This is a genomic window from Thalassospira sp. MCCC 1A01148 (assembly GCF_001613795.1).
Classification (GTDB): domain Bacteria; phylum Pseudomonadota; class Alphaproteobacteria; order Rhodospirillales; family Thalassospiraceae; genus Thalassospira.
This window is the reverse complement of the sequence record NZ_LPVZ01000012.1, coordinates 166,130-188,515: the sequence shown is the minus strand read 5'-3', so window position 1 is coordinate 188,515 and position 22,386 is coordinate 166,130. Positions and strand designations below refer to the sequence as shown.

The following is a 22,386-nucleotide window of genomic DNA, read 5'->3' as shown; positions in this document are numbered from 1 at the left end:
ACTGCCTTAACGCAGAGAAAGCCCTGCGAAACAGATAATAGCAAAGGCAACCGGGAACACCGACAACATCCCGTCAGCGCGATCAAGCAATCCGCCATGGCCCGGAATTAGACCGCTGCTATCCTTGATCTCGAAACGGCGTTTAAGGGCGGACTCACCAAGGTCACCGATCTGCGCAACAATCGCCAGCACCATACTGACGCCAACAATGATCCAATTGACTGAGGCGGAACTGAAATAGGTTACCAGACCACCGATGATCCCGGCACAGATCATGCCGCCAATCAATCCCGCCCAGGTCTTCTTTGGGCTAAAGCGTGGTGCCAGTTTCGGACCGCCGATGGTCTTGCCAAAGACATAACCACCGGTGTCCGTGGCCCAAACAAGGAAGAACAACCACATAATGATCAGGAGACCATCACCCTCGTGGGTTCGCAGCCAAAGGGCCGCTAATGCTGCAAGCGAGATATACAGCACACCGAAACCTGCAAGCAGCCAGTTTCGTCCCGACCGCGCCGCGGCGATGATCACACCAATCGCAACCGGCATGATGATGTACTCTTCCTGACCGGTCACATACATCATCATGGCAACCGCAAGGGCAACAGCCGTTACAACCGAGATGCCATTGTAATACTTGGGCGCACACATCCGCGACCATTCCCACATCATCCCGGCGCAGAATACAAACAGCAATATGTCGAAATAAGGAGCGCCGAACCAGACAGCCGCGACAGCCACGGGTGCCATGACCAACGCAGAAAGAACGCGTGGGAGCAAACCGGAATTGGTATCTTTTTGATCTTTGGTCTCAGATGACGGCACCAAAACGCCGCTCCCGCCCGGCAAAGTTATCGATAGCTTTTTCAAGGTGGCTGCGATCAAAATCCGGCCACAGAACATCTTCGAAGACGAATTCCGTGTAAGCTGACTGCCAAAGCAGGAAGTTGCTAATGCGCTGCTCACCACTGGTCCGGATCAGAAGGTCCGGATCCGGGATACCTGCCGTCGACAGATTTTCCTCGATAAGCTCTTCTGTAATCAAATCTGCAGAAAGTTCACCTGCTGCAACCTTGGCCGCAATGTCCCGCACAGCCTGAGTGATTTCAGCCCGCGCACCGTAGCTCAGCGCGATGGTCAGGTTCAGGCGCGTGTTATCACGGGTCTGATTTTCAGCCTTTGCAAGAAGTTCGCGAATATCGTCGGCGAACCGCGAACGATCACCGATAATACGAATTTTCACGCCATTCTTGTGCAAAGTGGACAATTCACGCTTCAGAAACAGGCGCAGCAACCCCATCAGATCGCTGACCTCGCTTTCAGGTCTCTTCCAGTTCTCTGTCGAGAACCCATACAGCGTGAGATACTCGATACCGAGTTCGGCCGATGCCTCAATCGTGCGGCGCACCGCATCGACACCGGCACGATGCCCTATGGTACGGGGACGCCCACGACCACGGGCCCAGCGTCCGTTGCCATCCATAATGATGGCAACGTGGCGCGGTACACAGGTCAGATCTGAAGCTTGGGGTTGCGAAGAAAGCACAGCCATAATCAGACTTGCATGATTTCCTGTTCTTTGTGCGAGAGCGCTTCATCAATCTCGCCAATGACCTTGTCGGTCAGCTTCTGAACTTCTTTTTCCTCGTTGTGCATCTCGTCCTTGGAGATGTCACCGTCCTTTTCCCACTTTTTCAGCTGGTCCATGCCGTCGCGGCGAACGTTACGAACAGAAACCTTGGCCTGCTCGGCATACTTGCCGGCAACCTTCGACAGTTCAGCGCGACGTTCTTCGTTAAGGGCCGGAATCGGAACACGAACAAGTGTGCCATCAGCCGCCGGGTTCAAACCAAGACCGGACTCACGAATGGCTTTTTCGACGGATTTCACCATCGACTTGTCCCAGACCTGAACAGAAAGCATGCGCGATTCTGGAACGCTGACAGATGCTACCTGGTTAAGCGGGGTCGGAACGCCGTAAGCTTCAACCATAACCGGCTCAAGAAGGCTTACACTGGCACGTCCGGTGCGCAGACCGGTAAATTCCTTGTGCAGTACTTCGACAGCCCCTTCCATACGGCGGGACAGGTCCTTTTTTAGGCCAGCAACGTCAGACACGTTCAGTCTCCATTCGAAATAATCGTAAACGTCCCCTTTGCAGTAACAACGTCTGCAAAGGCACCCGGATTATGCAAAGAAAATACGATAACCGGAATATCATTTTCGCGTGCCAAAGAAATAGCCGATGCGTCCATAACACGCAAATCTTTGGACAAAACTTCCATGTATGTAAGTTCGTCGTAACGCTCTGCTGTCGGATCGGTTTTCGGATCCGCAGTATAGACACCGTCAACCTGGGTGCCCTTAAGCAACGCATCACAGCCCATTTCGACCGCGCGCAAGGCAGCAGCGGTATCGGTGGTGAAGAACGGGTTACCGGTCCCTGCGGCAAAGATCACAACACGACCCTTTTCCATGTGACGCACGGCACGACGACGAATATAGGGTTCACAAACCGAAGACATCGGGATGGCAGATTGAACGCGGGTCTGAATGCCGTGGCGTTCCAGCGCATTCTGAACGGCCAGTGCGTTCATGATGGTGGCGAGCATGCCCATATAGTCGGCAGTTGCGCGTTCCATGCCCTGGGAGGCACCTTTGACGCCGCGGAAGATGTTCCCCCCGCCAATCACCATGCAGACTTCGGCACCCATGTCGTGAACGGCTTTGATTTCGCTGGCAATCCGGTCAACCGTTTCAGGATCAATACCGTATTGCTGATTGCCCAGGAGCCCCTCACCAGAGAGCTTCAAAAGGACGCGACGAAACTTCAGTTGGCCGTTTTCTGCCATGTCGGATTGCCTCTTAAATGCCGATGTAACGCATTGCCCGAACATGGGAAATGCAAAATTCAGATATAAAAAGACCGGCGAGTAACAGGGCGGATATGCGCTGCCGACCTCGCCGGTCTGGATCATACACGAAATGGTGGCAAACGCACCATTTCGATCAGATGTTTTATTTGTTCAGCTGCTCAGCAACTTCTGCAGCAAAGTCTTTTTCTTCGCGCTCGATGCCTTCACCGAGTTCGAAGCGAACAAAGCCCTTGAGCGTAATCGGCTTGCCAGCTTCTTTGGCAGCGTTCTCGATAACGGTTTTGACTTTGTTTTCACCGTCAATCACGAAGGTCTGCTCAACCAGAACGACCTGTTCGTAATATTTGCGGATACGACCTTCGATCATCTTTTCGATGATCTCTGCCGGGCGGCCCGATTCTTTGGCCTGGTCGGTCAGAACGGCTTTTTCGCGCTCTACCAGTTCCGGATCAAGATCATCAACCGTTGCCGATGCCGGGTTGGTTGCTGCAATGTGCATTGCGATCTGTTTGCCAAGGGCATCAAGAACGCCAGCATCCGCTTCAGATTCGAGTGCCACCAGAACACCGATCTTGCCCAGATCCGGGGCAACAGCAGAGTGAACATAGGAAGCAACAACACCGTTTTCGACCGACAGGCCAGCAGAACGACGCAGGGACATGTTTTCGCCAATGGTGGCGATCATGTGCGTGACCTGTTCTTCGACGTTACGCTGGGTCCCCGGGAAAGCAGCTGCTTTAAGGGTGTCGATGTCGCCATTTGCAGCAACAGCCTGGTTTGCGATTTCGCCGACAAACTTCTGGAAGTCTTCGTTACGCGAAACGAAGTCGGTTTCAGCGTTCAGCTCGACAACGGCACCTTTGGTGCCGTCAACAGCGACTGCAACCAGACCTTCGGCAGCAACACGGCCAGCTTTTTTGGCAGCAGCAGCAAGGCCCTTGGTACGAAGCCAGTCAACAGCTGCGTCCAGATCACCATCGGTTTCGGACAGCGCCTTTTTGCAATCCATCATGCCAGCGCCGGTGGTTTCGCGAAGCTCTTTAACGAGAGCAGCGGTAATAGCCATTTTTAAAGCCCCTAATTACGCGATCAGGTAAACACCTAACAAAACGGCGGCATGCTAGCCGCCGTTTCATCAGGTACAAAATGAAACTTATGCGGAAGCTTCGTCTGCAGCTTCAGAAGCAGCAGCTGCTTCGGCCGGAACTTCTTCCGCTTCGCCGAGATCTGCGCCAGAAGCAGTCATTTCTTCCTGGATGCCGTCAAGAACGGAACCAACAAACAGATCGCAATACAGCTGAATTGCACGGATCGCATCGTCGTTACCCGGAACCGGGAACTGAACGTTTGCCGGATCAGAGTTGGAGTCGAGGATCGCAACGACCGGGATGTTCAGGTTTTTGGCATCCTGAATAGCAAGCGATTCTTTGTTGGTATCGACCACGACGATGATGTCAGGAAGACCACCCATGTCCTTAATACCGCCAAGCGCGCGCTCAAGCTTGTCGCGCGAACGGGTCAAGTTCAGGATTTCTTTTTTGGTCAGACCTTCTGCACCGGAGTTCAGGATTTCGTCCTGTTCTTTGAGGCGCTTGATCGAGTTGGAAACGGTGTTCCAGTTGGTCAGCATGCCGCCGAGCCAGCGATGGTTGACATAGTACTGGCCGCAACGCTTTGCAGCGTCTGCAATGATCGGGGAAGCCTGACGCTTGGTACCGACGAAGAGAACACGACCACCCGAAGCAGTAACGTCACGAACGGCCTGCATCGCGCGATGCAGCATCGGAACGGTTTCCTGCAGGTTCAGGATGTGAATGTCGTTACGGGCACCAAAGATGTACGGTTTCATCTTCGGGTTCCAACGGCGGGTGTGGTGACCAAAGTGGACACCAGCTTCCATGAGCTGGCGCATGGTAAAGGTTGGCAAAGCCATGATAATTCCTACCTTTTTCCGGTTAATACCTCCGCGGAAGGGAATTCCATACACCATGTATGAAACACCGGATGGACGAGTTGCCATATGACGGCAGTCGCCGCTCTTCCGCGTGCGATGTTCGGGGCGGGTTTTAATCCCCCTAACGCGAGATTGCAACCCCTAAAATGCGCACAAATGCGCGGTTCCCGATGGGCTACTGGGGTAACTTGTTGCAACCAGATGAAATCATCAGATTTCCTCGGCGAATTCCACACCGGGAATCGCGCCAATTGCCCCGATAAGCGACGGGCCGACCTTATAGTTTTCTTCAAGCTCGATCTCGGCCATCCGACCGTCATCACAAACCGATGACAGGGTAACCAGACCACGCCCCTTACCTGCCTGCTCAAGCAGTTGACGGATCTCATCAACGGGATCAGGGCGGTTAAGTCGAATGCGAATGCCTTCGGCAGCACCGGCGACGGCCTTTTCAAGATCTTCGACACGCTGCCCCTGAATGCGAAGCTGTCCATCGCGCATTTCAGCAGAGACATTTAACAATACCGGGCGCCCGGCAGTGATGATTTCCTTATAGGCTGCCCAGGCCTCTGCCCAGAAAGCGACCTCGAAACTGCCGGTCGGGTCCGAGAACATGACAAAGGCGAATTTCGAACCGTTCTTTTTGGAAATCATTTCACGTGCGTTGATCAGGGTTCCAGCCAAGCGGATAGTGCCCTTGTTTGATGCACGCATGCGGGCCGGCAGTTCCTTGATCGGGGCGATACCGATGCGCTGGATGCTTTTGCCAAATGTATCAAGCGGATGAGCCGACAAATAGAACCCGATGGCCGAGAATTCCTCGGTCAGTTTTTCCATCGGGACCCAGTCGCGTTCATCAGGCAAACGGATCTGGTCCTTGCCAAAGCCGCTGCTGTCGCCAAACATCGAAATCTGATCATCGTTGCGCGCATGCATTTCACGCTGGGCAACGGCGATGACCTTATCGACATTTTCAAACATGACCTTGCGGTTGGACGCGAGGCAATCCAGCGCCCCTGCGCGTACAAGGTTTTCAAGCAGGCGTTTATTGACCGCCCGACTGTCGATGCGCGAGGCGAAATCGGTGATGTCCTTGAACGGTCCGTTGGCTTCGCGTTCGGCAACAAGGCTTTCCATTGCGGCGTCGCCGACATTTCGAACCGCGGCCAGCGCATAACGGATCTTGCGCACGCCATCATGGTTTTCAACCGAAAACGCGACCTGGGAGTTGTTCACGCAAGGTGGCAGGATTTCGATTTCAAGCCGTTCGACTTCCTGTTTGAAAATCGCCAGCTTTTCGGTGTTGTGCATATCAAGCGTCATCAACGCGGCCATAAATTCGACCGGATAGTTCGCCTTAAGATATGCCGTCTGATAGGCCACCAGCGCATAGGCCGCCGCGTGGGACTTGTTAAAGCCGTAGGATGCGAATTTGGCGACCTGATCAAAGATGTCAGACGCCTGCCCGCGATCAACGCCGTTCTTTTCCGCGCCATCGACAAACAGGCTACGCTGTTTTTCCATCTCCTCGGCGATTTTCTTACCCATCGCACGGCGCAACAGGTCAGCACCGCCAAGCGAATAGCCAGCCATGATCTGGGCAAGTTCCATGACTTGCTCCTGATAGATCATGATGCCATAGGTTTCTTCGAGGATCGGCTGCAACATCGGGTGCATGTAATCAGGTTCTTCCTGACCGTGCTTACGCGCGATGTAATGCGGAATGTTATCCATCGGCCCCGGACGATACAGCGCCACGACAGCGATAATATCTTCGAGCGTATCGGGCTTCAGCCCGCGCAAGACATCCTGCATACCCTGGGATTCAAGCTGGAACACGCCGACGGTTTCGGCTGCTGACAACAGCTTGAAGGCCGGGCGATCATCAAGGGGAATTGCACTGATATCAAAGTCTTGTGGCACATCTTTGCGAAGGCGCATCAAATTGACGGCCTCGATAATCACCGTCAGGGTCTTAAGCCCCAGGAAGTCAAACTTCACCAGACCGGCATTTTCAACAAACTTCATGTTGAACTGGGTGACAGGCATGTCCGAACGCGGATCGCGATACAGCGGGACCAGTTCATCAAGGTCACGGTCACCGATCACCACACCTGCCGCGTGGGTCGATGAGTTACGGTAAAGACCTTCGATCTGCATGGCGATCGACAGCAGGCGATCAATATCCGGGTCCTCGCGCGCAATGCGGCGCAGGTCCGGTTCCATATCAATTGCTTCCTTGAGCGGGATCGGCTTGGCCGGATCGCCCGGGATCATTTTACAGATCTTGTCGACATAGCCATACGGGATCGACAGAACGCGCCCGACGTCGCGCACAGCGGCCTTTGCCTGCAACTTACCAAAGGTAATGATCTGTGCGACGCGGTCATGGCCATATTTTTTCTGAACGTATTCGATGACCTCGCCGCGCCGGTCCTGACAAAAGTCGACGTCAAAGTCAGGCATCGAGACACGTTCCGGGTTCAGGAAACGTTCGAACAGCAACGAGAAACGCAGCGGATCAAGGTCGGTAATCAAAAGCGCATAGGCCACAAGCGACCCCGCACCCGAGCCACGGCCCGGCCCGACCGGGATTTCATGATCCTTGGCCCACTGGATGAAGTCGGCGACGATCAGGAAGTAACCCGGGAAGCCCATCTGGTTGATGATGCCAAGCTCATAATCAAGGCGTTCCCAATAGGGCTTGGCGATTTCTTCCTTTTCCTCGTCCGACATTTCGTCGGTAAAGACGTATTTTTCCAAACGGCCTTTCAGGCCCTCTTCGGACATGTGGCGCAGTTCATCGACCTCAGTGCGGCCTTCGCCGCAATCAAAGGGCGGCAGGATCGGGTCGATCTTTTCAACGTGCCACGAGCAACGCTTGGCGATCAAAAGCGTATTATCGCAGGCCTCGGGAATATCGGCGAACAAGTCGCGCATTTCAGCAGCCGACTTGAACCGATGGTCCGGGGTGAGTTTCCAACGATCTTCCTGACCAACAACTGCCCCCTGCCCGACGCAAATAAACACGTCATGGGCTTCATACATATCGACCGTCGGGAAATAGCAGTTATTGGTCGCAACCAGCGGCACATCATGATCATAGGCCAGCTTGATCAGGCCGGGTTCGACCTGTTCTTCAAGCGGCTCACCATGGCGTTGCAATTCAATATAAAGACGATTGCCAAAGATATCCTTGAGGTCTGCCACGCAGCTTTCGGCCTTATCGACCTGCTCTTCACCCAGTAAACGCGCAAGCGGACCCGTCGGACCACCGGTCAGGCAGATGATATGGTCGGCGTATTTTCGGATATGTTCGTAAAGTGCCTTGGGCTCGCTGCCGGCCTCGGACGTCATGTGTGCGCGCGAAATGATTTTCAGCAGGTTGAAATAGCCTTCCTTGTTCTGGGCAATCAGAACAAGGCGATCAGGCATCGGTTCGCGGGCGATTTTGCCAACAGCAGGCTTATCACCATAACGCTCCACGCCCATCTGCACGCCAAGGATCGGCTGAATGCCGGCACCACTTAGCGCACCGGCGAAATCAAGTGCGCCGAACATGTTGTCGGTATCGGTCATTGCAACAGCGGGTTGGCCGTCAGCAGCACAGAGTTTTGCCAGCTCCTTGGTCGTGATCGCACCTTCGGCCAGCGAATAGTTGGTGTGTACACGAAGATGGACGAAACCGTTTTCCATCGGAGCCAAACCTCTGAAATATAAGAAAAATGCAGGATCGTCGCGCCCATCACGGGCACGACAAAACCAGCTTAAAGAATTTTGATCGCTTAGGAAAGATCAGCCGGGTCGAGTTCGATCAAATGACCATCTCGCAGGGTGACCACCCGATCCATCTGACGCGCAAGCTCTGGGTTATGGGTCGCAATCAGCGACGCCAGACCGGTTTCGCGCACAAGCGTCATCAACATCCCAAACACCGTATCCGCCGTTTGCGGATCAAGGTTGCCGGTGGGTTCATCGGCAAACAGAACGTCGGGCACATTGGCCAAGGCACGGGCAATCGCGACGCGCTGTTGCTCCCCACCTGAGAGGCGCGCCGGACGATGGCCCGCACGGTTTTCAAGTCCCAGACAGCGCAACAATTCCAGCCCGCGTTCTTCGGCCTCTGGCCGTTTGAGGCCATTGATCATTTGCGGCATAACGACGTTTTCAAGGGCTGAAAATTCCGGCAGCAGATGATGGTACTGATAAACAAAGCCAATATGGCTGCGACGCATTTCAGTACGCGCAAGGTCAGACAAATCCGTGCTGCGCTTACCACCGATCGAAACCAGCCCGCCATCAGGCTTTTCAAGCAAACCGGCAATCTGAAGCAAAGTTGATTTACCCGCCCCGGATGGCCCGACAAGGGCCACGATTTCGCCCTGATGGATTTCCAGATCGACCGATTTCAGGATTTCGAGCTGATCGGGGCCCTGATTGAAGATGCGATCAATCTTTTCAAGACGCAGTACGACCTTGCGCGTGCGTTGCTGGGCGGTTGTTTTCAACAGATCACTCATAACGCAGGGCCTCCACCGGATCGAGGCGCGATGCCCGCCATGCCGGATAGACCGTGGCAAGGAAGGACAATGTCAGCGACATGATGCAGACCATAACAACCTCGCCAACATCCATGTCAGCAGGCAGCTGCGACAGGAAGTAAATTTCGGCATTGAACAGGTCGGTCCCGGTCAGGCTTTGGATAAACTGACGGATATTCTCGATATTCAGGCAGAACAGAACACCAATGACCAGACCGGAAATCGTCCCGAGCACGCCAATGGAGGCACCGGCCAGGAAGAATACCTTCATGATCGACTGGCGGGTCGCGCCCATGGTGCGCAGGATGGCGATATCACGCCCCTTGTCCTTCACCAGCATCACCATGCCCGAAATGATGTTAAAGGCTGCGACAAGGATGATCAGGGTCAGGATCAGGAACATCACATTACGTTCGACCTGAAGCGCGTTAAAGAACCCGGCATTGGATTGCTGCCAATTGACCAGACGCAACGGTGAACTGGAAAGCGTGCCAAGCAGTTCATCCATCGTGTCATCAAGTGCGCCGATATCTTCGAGCATCACTTCAAAATGGGTGATTTTTTCCGGCAGTCGGAAATAGGTCTGTGCAGCTGCCAGCGGCATGAAAATAAAGCCGCTGTCATATTCATACATGCCGATATCAAACAGGCCCGCCACGGTGTAGCCACGCACACGCGGCACAGAACCAAATGCCGTGACATTCCCCTTTGGCGAAATCAGATTGACCGTATCACCAACACCGACGCCCAGTTTCATGGCCAGACGCGCGCCCATGATCACGGTGTCCTCGCCCTTGAAATCATCAAGCGATCCGAAAACGATATTGTCCGCGATGGTCTGGCGCTTCTTGACATCTTCGGGGCGCATGCCACGCACAATGGCGCCGGATGCACGACCGTTTTTCGATGCCATCACCTGCCCTTCGACCACAGGTACGCTCAGCACCACATTGCCGGTTGTCGCGATCTGTTCTTCGATCTTGGCGTAATCGCCAATGCCCGCGTTCCCCTGTGCATAAACAGAGATATGGCCGTTCAGCCCGAGAATGCGGCCAAGCAGTTCCGCCCGGAAACCATTCATCACCGACATGACAATGATGAGCGTCGCAACCCCCAGCATAATGCCGAGTAGCGAAAAGATGGCGATGACGGAAACAAAGCCTTCCTGCCGACGTGGACGCAGGTAGCGAAAGGCCACCATACGCTCGAACGGACTGAACATGGGCAATCGATCCTTGTGGAAGCGGAACAGGAAACCGGGTTGGATAAAAAAAGACTTAGCACCCAAACCGGAAATGGCAACGGGGCAGCATAGGCCGCCCCGTTTAAATGCGTTTCAAGATCAACCCTTGATCTGATTAAGAGCCGCTTCAAAGGTGACTTCGGTTTTCTCACCCGATTTACGGTTCTTGAGCTCGACAACACCGTTCTTGAGACCTTTGGGGCCGATGACGATCTGCCAGGGCAGACCGATCAGGTCCATATCGGCAAACTTGCCACCCGCGCGGATGTCACGGTCATCATACAGGACCTCGATCCCGGCATTGTTCAGTTTGGCATAGTAATCTTCACAAGCCGCATCACAGGTATCATCACCGGTGCGCAGGTTGATCAGGCCAACCTGATACGGTGCGACGGCTTCGGGCCAGATGATGCCGTTTTCGTCGTGGGAAGCTTCGATCAGCGCACCGACAAGACGCGACACACCGATGCCATAAGAGCCCATCTGAACCGGAACTTCGGTGCCATCCGGGCCAAGAACGGTCGCGCCCATTGGTTCGGAATACTTGGTGCCGAAGTGGAAGATATGACCGACTTCGATACCGCGCGTGGTGACAAGATCATCACCAAGTGCGGTAACCGCATCGTCATTGGCGTCGTGCATTTCCTCGGTTGCGGCATAGTCTTTCAGCGTGCCCTGCACCCAGTTTTCAAGGCCGGTACGATCATTAAGATCAACGCCCTTGCCGGTCAGGTCCTTATCAAGCCACTTCTTGTCGCAGAAAACTTCGCTTTCGCCGGTGTCAGCCAGAATGATGAATTCATGGCTAAGATCACCACCGATCGGACCGGTATCGGCCACCATCGGGATCGCCTTGACACCCAGACGGGTGAAAGTCCGGCAATAGGCCAGGAAGATCTTGTTATAGGTGTGACGCGCGCTTTCGTAATCGATATCGAAAGAGTACGCGTCTTTCATATAGAACTCGCGACCACGCATCACGCCAAAGCGCGGGCGGATCTCGTCACGGAATTTCCACTGAATATGATAGAGCAGCTGCGGCAGTTGCTTATAAGAGCGCACATCCTTGCGGAAGATGTCGGTGATCGCTTCTTCGTTGGTCGGACCAAACAGCATCTTGCGGTCATGGCGGTCGGTGATGCGCAGCATCTCGAGGCCGTAATCATCATAACGACCACTTTCCTGCCAAAGCTCGGCCGGCTGGATGGTCGGCATCAGCAGCTCGTTAAAGCCAATCTTGTCCTGTTCTTCGCGAACGATCTGTTCGATCTTTTTAAGAACACGGTGGCCGAGTGGCAGCCAGGAATAGATCCCTGCGGTCAGCTGGCGCACCATACCGGCGCGGAGCATCAGACGATGGGACGCAATCTGGGCTTCCGAAGGGGTTTCCTTCAGGGTCGGCAGAAAGAACTGGGAAAGACGCATCAATGCCTCGTGATGATCAGATCTGAATGTTTAGTAACCTTGCCCGGAAAATGCGACAGAGCAGCCCGAAACGCAAGCCGGAACTTGCTTTATATCGTCTATAGCCGATTAGGCGGCAAAGATGGCAAAACTACGATAGAGAACAACACCCCCAAAGGGCGTTCAGCGAAAGCCCGCCTTGCGGCACGCCTCGATCAATTCTGCACTGTTGGCTGCATCGCCAAGCGGCTGGTCGTCGAAATAGACCTGTCCGTTGCGGTAGGTGATTTTCCCAATGCTTTGTTCGCCGCTCACGCCATTGGGCACCGCAATCCCGGAATACTCAAAGAAGTCGATGGAGACCGGGAACTCGATTTCCTTGGGCAATGACTTCAAGATGTTGCTGCCGCCATTCAAATCAGCCGGAGCGACATTGTTGCCACGGACATCCACACCCGGTTTGTAGGTGACGTCATCATCGGCAACATGGCGCACCAGTTCCTTGCAGGCTGAACGCGACACCGTGATTGTCGGTGTCGTTGGCTCGGTCGATGCTGCAGCATCACCTGCAACAGCATTATCTGTTCCTTCGTTGCCAGAAGGGAACGGGGATTCGTCCTGGGCCAGCACAGCGGTCATCGGAAACGCCAGCAACATCACCACAGGAATAGCTGCCAATAGTCTGATTTTATGACCAAATCCGACGCTAGCAATAGACTGGACCCATGGAAAATTGATCATGTTTTAGCTTCGCCCTATCTGTGTGCAGTGCAGCAACGATTCATTTGTGAAGTTTGGTCAAAACATCTTGCATAAAAATGAAACATGTGGCTTTTTAGTCCTCCGCTAACGGCGCAAGATCGTTGCGGATGGCGTATCGCAGCCGCTCATAAAATTGCGGGAGGCTTTGTTGCCAATAAGCATACAAGAAGCTGGCGCGACGTCGAAACAAAACCTGTGCTACGTGCCCAGGTCTTGAGGAGGAAGTATAAAAAGATTACGGGAAAACAGCTATAAAAATAGCGTCTTAGCAAGATCCTTGTGATCTTGCTTTTTTTTTTGCCCTCTCCTGCAAGCTATGACTTTTCTGCAAGGCTGAACGACAAAACCCCGCAGCAATTTGTGCGGGGTTTCATATTTTGTGGCCTGTCGGAAATCGACTTATTTCGGCGGGCGCACCTCGATCATGCCGCTGGTAATCACAAACCATGCGACAACCCAAAGAATGGCCGAGATCAGGCTGGTGGCGAGGATCTTTTTCCACATATGCGTTTTTTCCGGCGCACCACTGTCATGGCCGGGCTCAACATTTTCGACCCGCTTTACGCCGACAGGCAGCACCATAAACAGCACCAGCCACCAGATAACGATGTAAACAAGTATTCCGGAAAACCAGTTCATGGATGTCTCTTTGGGTTGGGGTCAAATTATTTGGTCAGCAGACGATAAAAACGCCCGACCCTTTTTGCAAGGCCGGACGCTGTGAGATGGGTCTCGTCAAAGCCGATACGAGATCAAACTTGTTCGAGTTCAACAAGCGTGCCGTTGAAATCCTTGGGATGAAGGAACAAGACCGGTTTGCCATGGGCGCCAATCTTTGGTTCGCCATCCCCCAGCACACGGGCGCCACTTGCCAGCAGCTTGTCACGTGCAGCCAGAATGTCATCGACTTCATAGCAAACATGATGAATGCCGCCCGACGCATTCTTTTCAAGGAATCCCTTGATCGGAGAGTTTTCACCGAGCGGATAGAGTAGTTCGATCTTGGTGTTGGGCAGTTCGACAAAAACAACCGTCACGCCGTGATCAGGTTCGTCTTGCGGCTCCGAGACTTTTGCCCCCAGAACATCGCGATATTGCGCAATCCCGGCTTCAAGGTCCGGCACAGCAATCGCAACGTGGTTCAGCCGTCCAATCATGGTGTTCTCCTAACGTCTTTAATCTGCCCGATTGACGCCAATCTAGGGTCTGAGGCCGGTTGGAGACAACTGCGCTTTTGGTCGAATGCGCCTGTGTATCACCGATTACCCGTTCTCGTTTACGCGCACCAGATGCACCTCGATCAGCGGACGTTTGCCCATCCGTTGGCGCACCGGACGCCGGAGCGCCTGACGCACGGCAAGAATCACCGCGGAATCATCAAGAACTTCTTCGTCATTGAGCTGATCAATGCGATTGCCGATTTCGGCCGCAAAGTGATCCAGACGGGTTTCTTCGCCGGGCTCGTCAAACAAGCTGGGGGCTGTGATCATCGGATCGTTGACCATCTCACCAAACTGGTTGAGCACGATGGTCACAAACATCACGCCATTCCAGACTATGCGATTGCGGTTGCGGAAGGTATCAGCATCGCGTTTGAGCAACCGACCGCCATCAAGGGCAAGAACACCGGCCTCAGCCACACCAATGACGTGGGCATCACCCGGTGCCAATCGAATGACCGTGCCATCATGCGGAATCACCTGTTCTGGGATCTGGCATTCCGCACCAAGGGCAGCCTGTTCGCACAGATGGCGGGTTTCACCATGAACCGGGACAAGGATCTTTGGCCGGGTCAGCTGATACATGCGCGTCAAATCCTCGCGGCCGGGGTGGCCCGATACATGGATCGGTTCATCGCGCGCAGTAATGACTTTGACGCCACGACGGATCAGCATGTTCTGGATATAGCCGATGGACTTTTCATTGCCCGGAATTTCACGCGCCGAGAACACCACCGTATCACCCGGATCAAGTTGGACGGTCGGATGATCGCCCTTGGCAATGCGCGAAAGTGCGGCACGCGGTTCGCCCTGTGACCCGGTGCAAATCAAAAGCACCTGATCCTTGGGCACCTCCATCGCATCTTCGTCAGTCAGAAGGTTCGGATAGCCTTTCAGGTAGCCGACTTCGCGCGCAGCTTCTGTTACACGATTAAGCGACCGACCAGCCAGACCAACACAGCGCCCGTTCTCGTGGGCGGCCTCAATCACCGACTGCACACGGGCAACGTTGGTGGCAAAGCAGGCAACAGCAATGCGGCCTTGTGGATGTTCGGCAAAAAGTTTGGACAGGTTTTTGGCAACGTCGCCTTCGGAGCCTGTTTTGCCCTCAGAAAACACATTGGTCGAATCACAGACCAGCGCCATAACGCCTTCATCGCCCAGTGCTTCGAGCTTTTTGACATCCGATGCCTCGCCAATCTGGGGATCGGGGTCGAACTTCCAGTCGCCAGTATGGACAATCAGGCCTTTGGGGGTGCGGATGGCAAGCGCGTTCGGTTCCAGGATCGAATGCGTCATGGTGACGAATTCGATATCAAAGCACCCCAGTTCGAACCGACCACCAAGTTCGATCACATGGATCGGCACTTCGTCGGCGAAATCGGTCTCGGAAAGCTTGGCCTTCAGGAATTCGGCGGCAAACGGGGTGGCATAGATCGGGCATTTCAAACGCGGCCACAGATATGGCACGGCCCCCAGGTGATCTTCGTGCGCGTGGGTCAGAACCAGACCAAGCAGCTTGTCCTTGCGCTCCTCGATAAAGGTCGGATCGGGCATTACCACGTCGACGCCCGGCAGGCCTTCCTCGCCGAACGAAACACCCATATCGACCATCAACCATTGATCGTCATAGCCATAAAGGTTCAGGTTCATGCCAATTTCGCCGGAACCTCCGAGCGGCACGAACAAAACGTCATCTTTTGGCAAATACAAATCCACAGAGGGTATCCTTTGTTTTCGGCAGGTTGATTAGGGTCAGGACCTAGATGCGGAATAATCGTTCGGCATGCAGGGCGCAAGTCTTTATCAAGCGGACTTACCTGCCTGCTGGCTGTTGCGACGGTAAATCATCAACAGTCCAAGCATGGTCAGATCACCATGCAGATGCTCAATTTCGTCAACTGCCTTGGTAAAGAGCGGCGCAAGCCCGCCCGTTGCCACCACTTTTATATGGTCGAGATTTTGCTGTTTGCGAATGCGCGCCAGCAATCCTTCGATCATCGAGACATAGCCCCAGTAAACACCGGACTGCATGGCCTCGACCGTGTTCTTGCCCACCACACTGCGCGGCGCTTCAATCGCGACCATTGGCAACTGGGCGGCGGCCATATGCAGCGCCTTGATCGACAGGTTGACACCCGGCGCAATCACACCGCCAAGGTAATCGCCATTGTCATCAACCACGTCAAAGGTCGTGGCTGTACCAAAATCAAGCACCACCAGCGGTCCACCAAACAGTTCATGGGCGGCAATCGCATTGACAAGACGGTCTGCGCCAACCTCGCTTGGTCGGTCCATGATGACTTTCATGTCAAGATTGACCGCAGGATCGCCAACCACCATCGGTTCGACATTGAAATAGCGGCGACACAGGGTTTTCAGGCTGAATTCCGCAGCAGGCACCACGGTGGCAATAATGGCCCCCGTGATCGCATCCTTGGGCACGCCAGAAAGCGTGAAAAGATGGTGCAACCACACACCCAACTCGTCAGCGGTGCGTTCAGTCGTGGTCGAACAGCGCCACTGGCCCTTAATGGTATCGCCATCAAAAACGGCAAAGACGATGTTGGTGTTCCCGGCGTCAATCGCAAGCAACATGATGCTTACAAGCCTCCGCTACAAAGCAAGCTATTGGATGGTGTCAGGCGGCAAAGAATACTTCGCCTGCCCCGATACGGTGCTCGGCACCGCTGTCTTCTCTTAGGATAAGTGAGCCATCGTCATCAAGCCCGACGAAAGTTCCCGCGAGCTCGCGTTCAGTCAATCGCGCCGCAACCGGCTTGCCGATCCCGTAACCCCGCGCCAGCCAGGCTTCGCGGATCGGGACAAAACCGTCCTGTTCCCAAATCGGCAACCAGTGCGCAACACGCGCGACATAGGTGGATACCAGATCATCCACCGAAACTGGGGCACCGAGGGCTGCCAATGACGTTGCCGGGCGTTCTGAATCATCGGGGAAGAAAGCAACATTAACCCCTGCCCCGATCACAAGGTAATCGGTCGCTGAACGCTGGTTGGATGCGCTTTCAAGCAGGATACCGCAGATCTTGCGGCCGTTAACCATCAGATCATTGGGCCATTTGCAATCCGGACGGACATGACCACCGGTAACGGTTTCGACCGCCTCAGCCATGGCAACAGCAATCAGAAAGGTCAATCGGGCCGCTTCGGCCAATGAGCAGGTCGGACGCAGCAAGAGCGATGAATAAAGATTTCCTACAGGCGACGACCAGACCCGGCCACGGCGACCACGACCGGATGTCTGGCTTCTGGCTAAAACAAGGGCGCCACTTTGGGCGCCCTTGTCTGCGAGGCGCTTGGCCTCTTCGTTTGTGCTGTCGATCGTATCCCGTTCGTGAAGGGTGAAACCTTCGGGAAGACGGATCGTACGCAAAGCCATTCTTACATCCCAAACAGCGATGCCGCGGCAACAGCTGCGCTGTCCATCAGCGGGTTCGGGAAGAAGACGAAGGCCAGGATGATGATCGTGGCAACCGCCATAATGACATTCATCTCGGTGCCATTGCGATCAAAGCCTTCGACCGGCTCGTCAAAGTACATGACCTTGATGATACGCAGGTAGTAATAGGCGCTGACGACCGAGGTCACCAAACCGATAACTGCAAGCGTTACAAGACCGGCATCAACGGCTGCCTTGAAGACATAGAACTTGCCAAAGAAGCCTGCCAGCGGCGGGATACCTGCCATCGAGAACATGAAGATCGCAGTGATCGCAGCCATCAGCGGCTTGGTTTTGGCCAGACCGGCGAGATCTGTGATTTCCTCGTTCATGCGGTCGTTACGACGCATGCACAGGATCACGGCAAAGGTGCCAAGGTTCATGACAAGGTAGATACCCAGATAAACCAGAACACCCGTGACACCGGCCTCGGTACCGGCAGCCAGACCGACAAGCGCGAAACCAACGTGACCAATGGACGAATAGGCCATCAGACGTTTGATGTTTTCCTGACGAAGTGCGGCAAAGGAACCGACAACCATCGACAGGATAGCGATCAGGACAATGATCTGCTGCCAGTCTTCGACGGCACCACCAAACGGACCAACGGCAACGCGGATGAAGAGTGCCAGACCGGCAATCTTCGGCGCGACTGCAAAGAAGGACGTGACCGGGGTCGGCGCACCTTCATAGACGTCCGGGGTCCACATGTGGAACGGAACGGCGGAAACCTTGAAGCACAGGCCGGCAAAGATGAAGGCCAGACCAACCAGCGCACCAAGCGGCAGTTCACCACCCACAAGGGTATCGCCAAGAACGGTGAAGTTCGTGGTGCCGGTGAAGCCATAAACCATCGACATGCCATACAGCAGGATGCCAGAGGCGATCGATCCGAGGATGAAGTATTTCAGGCCCGATTCTGTCGAACGCACAGTGTCACGGCGGATAGCAGCGACAACATAAAGCGCAAGCGACTGCAGTTCGAGACCAAGATACAGCGACAGCATATCGGTTGCCGACACCATCGCCATCATGCCAAGCGTGGCAAGAGAGATCAGGATCGGGAACTCGAAGCGTGCCATGTTCTCACGCTCGGCAAAGTTCATGGTCATGATGATGCCGGTTGCAGAACCGATCAGGATCAGGACCTTGCAGAACTTGGCAAACGGATCAGCGCTGAACTGACCATAGAATGCCGAACCACCATCACCCATCACGACCAGAGCGATGGCAACGACCTGGGCGGCGACTGCCAGCCAGGATACGGTGCGGAAGGATTTGTCCTTGCCGGCGAAAACCCCAAGCATCAACAGCGCCAAGGCAGAAACTGCCATAAACATTTCGGGCAGCGCGGCCCCGAGGTTGAGCATAGAAACTCCCATGTTCATTCCCCTCAATTCGCAGCCAGCTGGGCGGCGTGTGCCGCTGCAGCCTGGGCCGTTTCGACCTGGTTGACGAGGTTCTCAACCGAGACATGCATGATGTCGAGGAAGGAGACCGGATAGACCCCCATCCACAGAACGATGATCACCAGCGGTGCAAAGATAATCCATTCACGCGGGCTCAGATCAAGGATGGTTTTCAAGTTCTCTTTGGTCAGAGCCCCGAAAATAATCCGGCGATAGAGATACAGCGCATAGGCCGCACCAAGGATCAGACCGGTCGCCGCAAAGAAGGCGACCCAGGTGTTGGCTTCGAATGCACCCAGAAGTGCGAGAATTTCACCAACGAACCCGCCCGTACCCGGCAGACCAACCGATGCCATGGTGAAGAACATGAAGATCAGTGCGTAGCTCGGCATGCGATGCACCAGACCGCCATAGGCGTCGATTTCGCGGGTATGGATACGGTCATAGACCACACCGACACACAGGAAGAGTGCACCGGAAACCACACCGTGGCTGAGCATCTGGAAGATCGAACCTTCGATACCATGCTGGTTAAAGGTAAACGCACCGATGGTCACGATCCCCATATGGGCGACCGACGAGTATGCAATCAGCTTCTTCATGTCCTGCTGCGCAAGGGCGACCAGCGACGTATAGATGATTGCAACAATCGACAGCGTGAAGACGAGCGGTGCGAAGGTTTCAGATGCCAGCGGCATCATCGGCAGCGAGAAACGCAGGAAACCGTAACCACCCATTTTCAAGAGCACACCAGCCAGGATCACAGAACCGGCCGTCGGTGCCTCAACGTGGGCATCGGGCAGCCAGGTATGGACCGGCCACATCGGCACCTTGACGGCGAACGATGCAAAGAAGGCCAGCCAGAGCCAGAGCTGCATATTATAGTCGAAGCCGTATTCCATCAGGGTCGGGATATCGGTGGTGCCGGCTTCGAAATACATCGCAAGCAGTGCCACCAGCATCAGGACCGAACCAAGAAGGGTGTAGAGGAACAGCTTGAATGCCGCATAGACGCGACGCTGACCACCCCAGACGCCGATGATGATGAACATCGGGATCAGGACGCCTTCGAAGAACAGATAGAACAGCAGACCGTCAAGGGCGCTGAACATGCCGACCATCATCGTTTCAAGAACGAGGAAGGCGATCATGTATTCCTTCACGCGCTTCTGGATCGCTTCCCAAGCCGACAGAATACAAATCGGTGTGAGGAAGGTCGCAAGCAGGACGAAGAGAACGGAAATACCGTCAACGCCCATGTGATAGGAAATGTTCAGACCCGGCATCCAGTCCGCCTGCTCGACAAACTGGAAATCTGCGGTCGTTGCATCGAAGTTCACCCACAGCATCAAGGATACGAGGAACGTGAACCCCGAGGTCCAAAGCGCAACCCAACGGGAATTGCGGGCAACAGTCGCCTCTTCACCGTTGATCAGCAGCAGCAGGGCTGCACCGACCAGCGGCAGGAAAGTGACGATCGAAAGAATTGGCCAATCACTCATCGCCCGTTAACCCATCTTCCAAATTGTGTAGGAGACCAGCGCCGCAATGCCGATCAGCATCGCAAATGCATAGTGATAGACGAAACCACTCTGAATGGCGCTGACGCGACGTGCGATGTTACGGCAAACGGCTGCAACACCATCCGGACCGCAACCATCAATGACGGCACCATCCCCTGATTTCCAGAAGCCATAGCCCAAAGCAAAGGCCGGCTTGACGAAAATCTTGTCATAGAGTTCGTCGAAGTACCATTTGTTCAGCGCGAAGCGGTAAACACCGTTGAAGGTGTTGGCCAGCGTGCGCGGAAGCGTCGGTACCAACTTGTACATGACAATCGCAAGCGACAGACCGGTCAGCATCGCAACGAACGGCGCCCAAACGACCCAACCCGGGACGTGGTGTGCGTTCTCAAGTGCGTTGTGGCCTTCTGCCATGAAGATTGCGCCATTCCAGAAGGACAGCATTTCCTCATAATCACCGACACCGAACCAATCCGATGCAAACCAACCGGCAAAGATCGCACCAACGGTCAGGAACAGGAGCGGACCCGTCATGACTGCAGGGCTTTCATGCACGTGTGCCATGGTGCGTTCATCCGCACGCGGTGCGCCGAAGAAGGTCAGGAAGATCAGACGCCAGCTATAGAACGAGGTCATCAGAGCAGCCAGAATACCTGCCCAGAAGGCGTACAAACCAACACCGGTATGTGCGGCATAGGCGCTTTCAAGGATCAGGTCCTTGGAATAGTAGCCCGCGAAGCCCGGAACACCGGTAATCGCCAGCGTACCAATCACCATGACAGCGAAGGTCAGCGGAACCATTTTGGCAATACCGCCCATCTTGCGCATATCCTGTTCATCAGACATGGCGTGGATGACCGAACCGGCACCAAGGAACAGAAGCGCCTTGAAGAAACCGTGCGTCATCAGGTGGAAGACACCTGCCGAATAAGCCGACACGCCGCAAGCAAAGAACATATAGCCCAGCTGCGAGCAGGTCGAATAGGCAATGACGCGTTTGATGTCGTTCTGAACACAGGCGATGGTCGCAGCGAAGAACGCCGTCGAGGCACCAACGATGGTCACGATCATCAGGGTGGTTTCAGCATATTCAAAGATCGGCGACAGACGCGCGACCATGAACACACCAGCCGTCACCATGGTTGCCGCGTGAATAAGTGCGGAAACCGGGGTCGGGCCTTCCATTGCGTCGGGAAGCCAGGTGTGAAGACCAAGCTGTGCTGATTTACCCATCGCGCCGATGAACAGCAGGAAGCAGGTAATCTCAAGTGCGGAGAACTCATGGCCCAGGAACATCAGCGTTGCGCCAGCGACTTCTTCGGCATTGCCAAAGATGACGTCGAACTGGACACTGTCGAACAGGACATAGACCGCAAAGATACCAAGGGCAAAGCCGAAGTCACCGACACGGTTGACGATGAAGGCTTTCATCGCAGCAGCCGATGCAGACGGCTTGGAATACCAGAAACCGATCAGAAGATACGATGCCAGACCAACGCCCTCCCAGCCGAAGAACAGCTGGATCAGGTTGTCGGCGGTAATCAGCATCAGCATCGCAAAGGTGAACAGGCTCAGATACGCCATAAAGCGCGGCTTGTCCGGATCATGCGACATATAGCCGATGGAATAGATGTGAACCATCGAGGACACGCCGGTCACAACGATCAGCATCACACAGGTCAGCGTATCAATACGCAGCGACCAGGACGCATCAAAGCTGCCCGAGGAAATCCAGGTAAACAGTTCGATCACAACCGGGTTGCCACCCAGCGCAACATCGACAAAGGCAAAGATCGAGATCACAAACGCAATCACGACACCGGCAACGGTGACCAGCTGGGCCACGCGATCAGCCGAGGACGCACCATGATGGTGATGACCATGGCTATCATGCGGGGCCTGCTTCGCGGTCGACATGGCGCCGACCAGCGTAATGGTCCCGGCAAGAACTGCCGCGATCAGGGGCAGGAATACAATCAACGGATACATATCTG

Annotated in this window: 19 protein-coding genes; all 19 read right to left on the bottom strand. The window is 54.7% G+C overall.

Annotation, left to right across the window (positions count from 1 at the left end; translation table 11 throughout):
* Window positions 1-6: 6 nt before the first annotated feature.
* On the bottom strand, window positions 7-825 hold the full coding sequence (locus AUQ43_RS03750) for a phosphatidate cytidylyltransferase (protein WP_255356097.1): 819 nt from the start codon (window positions 823-825) through the stop codon (window positions 7-9).
* Complete coding sequence (locus tag AUQ43_RS03745) at window positions 812-1,552, bottom strand: isoprenyl transferase (RefSeq protein ID WP_062954607.1); 741 nt, start codon at window positions 1,550-1,552, stop codon at window positions 812-814. The genes AUQ43_RS03750 and AUQ43_RS03745 overlap by 14 nt, the downstream gene beginning before the upstream one ends.
* Window positions 1,553-1,554: 2 nt before the next feature.
* Complete coding sequence (gene frr / locus AUQ43_RS03740) at window positions 1,555-2,118, bottom strand: ribosome recycling factor (RefSeq protein ID WP_062954605.1); 564 nt, start codon at window positions 2,116-2,118, stop codon at window positions 1,555-1,557.
* A 2-nt stretch (window positions 2,119-2,120) separates the two neighbouring features.
* Window positions 2,121-2,852, bottom strand: a complete 732-nt coding sequence (gene pyrH, locus AUQ43_RS03735; protein ID WP_062955241.1) for a UMP kinase — start codon at window positions 2,850-2,852, stop codon at window positions 2,121-2,123.
* Window positions 2,853-3,018: 166 nt separating this feature from the next.
* Complete coding sequence (gene tsf / locus AUQ43_RS03730; protein ID WP_062954603.1) at window positions 3,019-3,942, bottom strand: translation elongation factor Ts; 924 nt, start codon at window positions 3,940-3,942, stop codon at window positions 3,019-3,021.
* Between the two features lie 87 nt (window positions 3,943-4,029).
* The gene (gene rpsB / locus AUQ43_RS03725) at window positions 4,030-4,809 is read right to left on the bottom strand and encodes a 30S ribosomal protein S2 (RefSeq protein WP_062954600.1); all 780 of its coding nucleotides are present in this window, start codon (window positions 4,807-4,809) and stop codon (window positions 4,030-4,032) included.
* A 231-nt stretch (window positions 4,810-5,040) separates the two neighbouring features.
* A complete protein-coding gene (gene dnaE, locus AUQ43_RS03720) occupies window positions 5,041-8,526 on the bottom strand; it encodes a DNA polymerase III subunit alpha (RefSeq protein ID WP_062954598.1) in 3,486 nt (1,161 codons plus the stop codon).
* 89 nt (window positions 8,527-8,615) lie between these two features.
* The gene (locus AUQ43_RS03715; RefSeq protein ID WP_084271981.1) at window positions 8,616-9,350 is read right to left on the bottom strand and encodes an ABC transporter ATP-binding protein; all 735 of its coding nucleotides are present in this window, start codon (window positions 9,348-9,350) and stop codon (window positions 8,616-8,618) included.
* Entirely contained in the window at window positions 9,343-10,593 is a 1,251-nt protein-coding gene (locus tag AUQ43_RS03710) for a lipoprotein-releasing ABC transporter permease subunit (RefSeq protein WP_062954596.1), read from the bottom strand. The genes AUQ43_RS03715 and AUQ43_RS03710 overlap by 8 nt, the downstream gene beginning before the upstream one ends.
* Before the next feature lie 120 nt (window positions 10,594-10,713).
* Entirely contained in the window at window positions 10,714-12,039 is a 1,326-nt protein-coding gene (gene proS / locus AUQ43_RS03705) for a proline--tRNA ligase (RefSeq protein WP_062954594.1), read from the bottom strand.
* A 162-nt stretch (window positions 12,040-12,201) separates the two neighbouring features.
* Window positions 12,202-12,696: a hypothetical protein gene (locus AUQ43_RS03700; protein ID WP_232310573.1), complete on the bottom strand. Its 495-nt coding sequence runs from the start codon at window positions 12,694-12,696 to the stop codon at window positions 12,202-12,204.
* Window positions 12,697-13,179: 483 nt separating this feature from the next.
* A complete protein-coding gene (locus AUQ43_RS03695) occupies window positions 13,180-13,419 on the bottom strand; it encodes a DUF1467 family protein (protein WP_062954589.1) in 240 nt (79 codons plus the stop codon).
* Window positions 13,420-13,532: 113 nt separating this feature from the next.
* Entirely contained in the window at window positions 13,533-13,937 is a 405-nt protein-coding gene (gene mce, locus AUQ43_RS03690; RefSeq protein WP_062954586.1) for a methylmalonyl-CoA epimerase, read from the bottom strand.
* A 105-nt stretch (window positions 13,938-14,042) separates the two neighbouring features.
* A complete protein-coding gene (locus tag AUQ43_RS03685) occupies window positions 14,043-15,719 on the bottom strand; it encodes a ribonuclease J (RefSeq protein WP_181838573.1) in 1,677 nt (558 codons plus the stop codon).
* An 87-nt stretch (window positions 15,720-15,806) separates the two neighbouring features.
* Window positions 15,807-16,598 (bottom strand): type III pantothenate kinase, encoded by a 792-nt coding sequence (locus AUQ43_RS03680; RefSeq protein ID WP_062954584.1) that lies wholly within the window; start codon window positions 16,596-16,598, stop codon window positions 15,807-15,809.
* 43 nt (window positions 16,599-16,641) lie between these two features.
* Window positions 16,642-17,400 carry a biotin--[acetyl-CoA-carboxylase] ligase gene (locus tag AUQ43_RS03675; RefSeq protein ID WP_062954581.1) on the bottom strand — a complete coding sequence of 253 codons (759 nt, stop codon included), beginning with the start codon at window positions 17,398-17,400 and terminating at the stop codon, window positions 16,642-16,644.
* Window positions 17,401-17,402: 2 nt separating this feature from the next.
* Entirely contained in the window at window positions 17,403-18,830 is a 1,428-nt protein-coding gene (gene nuoN / locus AUQ43_RS03670) for an NADH-quinone oxidoreductase subunit NuoN (RefSeq protein ID WP_062954579.1), read from the bottom strand.
* A gap of 23 nt (window positions 18,831-18,853) precedes the next feature.
* Window positions 18,854-20,371: an NADH-quinone oxidoreductase subunit M gene (locus AUQ43_RS03665; protein WP_062954577.1), complete on the bottom strand. Its 1,518-nt coding sequence runs from the start codon at window positions 20,369-20,371 to the stop codon at window positions 18,854-18,856.
* Between the two features lie 6 nt (window positions 20,372-20,377).
* Entirely contained in the window at window positions 20,378-22,381 is a 2,004-nt protein-coding gene (gene nuoL / locus AUQ43_RS03660) for an NADH-quinone oxidoreductase subunit L (protein WP_062954575.1), read from the bottom strand.
* Between the last annotated feature and the right edge of the window lie 5 nt (window positions 22,382-22,386).

What these genes read in the sequence shown, in the direction of transcription:
- nuoL (WP_062954575.1), bottom strand. Translation starts at nt 22,381, where the DNA reads ATGTATCCGTTGATTGTATTCCTGCCCCTGATCGCGGCAGTTCTTGCC.
- AUQ43_RS03680 (WP_062954584.1), bottom strand. Translation starts at nt 16,598, where the DNA reads ATGTTGCTTGCGATTGACGCCGGGAACACCAACATCGTCTTTGCCGTT.
- mce (WP_062954586.1), bottom strand. Translation starts at nt 13,937, where the DNA reads ATGATTGGACGGCTGAACCACGTTGCGATTGCTGTGCCGGACCTTGAA.
- dnaE (WP_062954598.1), bottom strand. Translation starts at nt 8,526, where the DNA reads ATGGAAAACGGTTTCGTCCATCTTCGTGTACACACCAACTATTCGCTG.
- nuoN (WP_062954579.1), bottom strand. Translation starts at nt 18,830, where the DNA reads ATGCTCAACCTCGGGGCCGCGCTGCCCGAAATGTTTATGGCAGTTTCT.
- AUQ43_RS03745 (WP_062954607.1), bottom strand. Translation starts at nt 1,552, where the DNA reads ATGGCTGTGCTTTCTTCGCAACCCCAAGCTTCAGATCTGACCTGTGTA.
- AUQ43_RS03675 (WP_062954581.1), bottom strand. Translation starts at nt 17,400, where the DNA reads ATGGCTTTGCGTACGATCCGTCTTCCCGAAGGTTTCACCCTTCACGAA.
- AUQ43_RS03715 (WP_084271981.1), bottom strand. Translation starts at nt 9,350, where the DNA reads ATGAGTGATCTGTTGAAAACAACCGCCCAGCAACGCACGCGCAAGGTC.
- proS (WP_062954594.1), bottom strand. Translation starts at nt 12,039, where the DNA reads ATGCGTCTTTCCCAGTTCTTTCTGCCGACCCTGAAGGAAACCCCTTCG.
- pyrH (WP_062955241.1), bottom strand. Translation starts at nt 2,852, where the DNA reads ATGGCAGAAAACGGCCAACTGAAGTTTCGTCGCGTCCTTTTGAAGCTC.
- tsf (WP_062954603.1), bottom strand. Translation starts at nt 3,942, where the DNA reads ATGGCTATTACCGCTGCTCTCGTTAAAGAGCTTCGCGAAACCACCGGC.
- AUQ43_RS03710 (WP_062954596.1), bottom strand. Translation starts at nt 10,593, where the DNA reads ATGTTCAGTCCGTTCGAGCGTATGGTGGCCTTTCGCTACCTGCGTCCA.
- AUQ43_RS03665 (WP_062954577.1), bottom strand. Translation starts at nt 20,371, where the DNA reads ATGAGTGATTGGCCAATTCTTTCGATCGTCACTTTCCTGCCGCTGGTC.
- rpsB (WP_062954600.1), bottom strand. Translation starts at nt 4,809, where the DNA reads ATGGCTTTGCCAACCTTTACCATGCGCCAGCTCATGGAAGCTGGTGTC.
- AUQ43_RS03695 (WP_062954589.1), bottom strand. Translation starts at nt 13,419, where the DNA reads ATGAACTGGTTTTCCGGAATACTTGTTTACATCGTTATCTGGTGGCTG.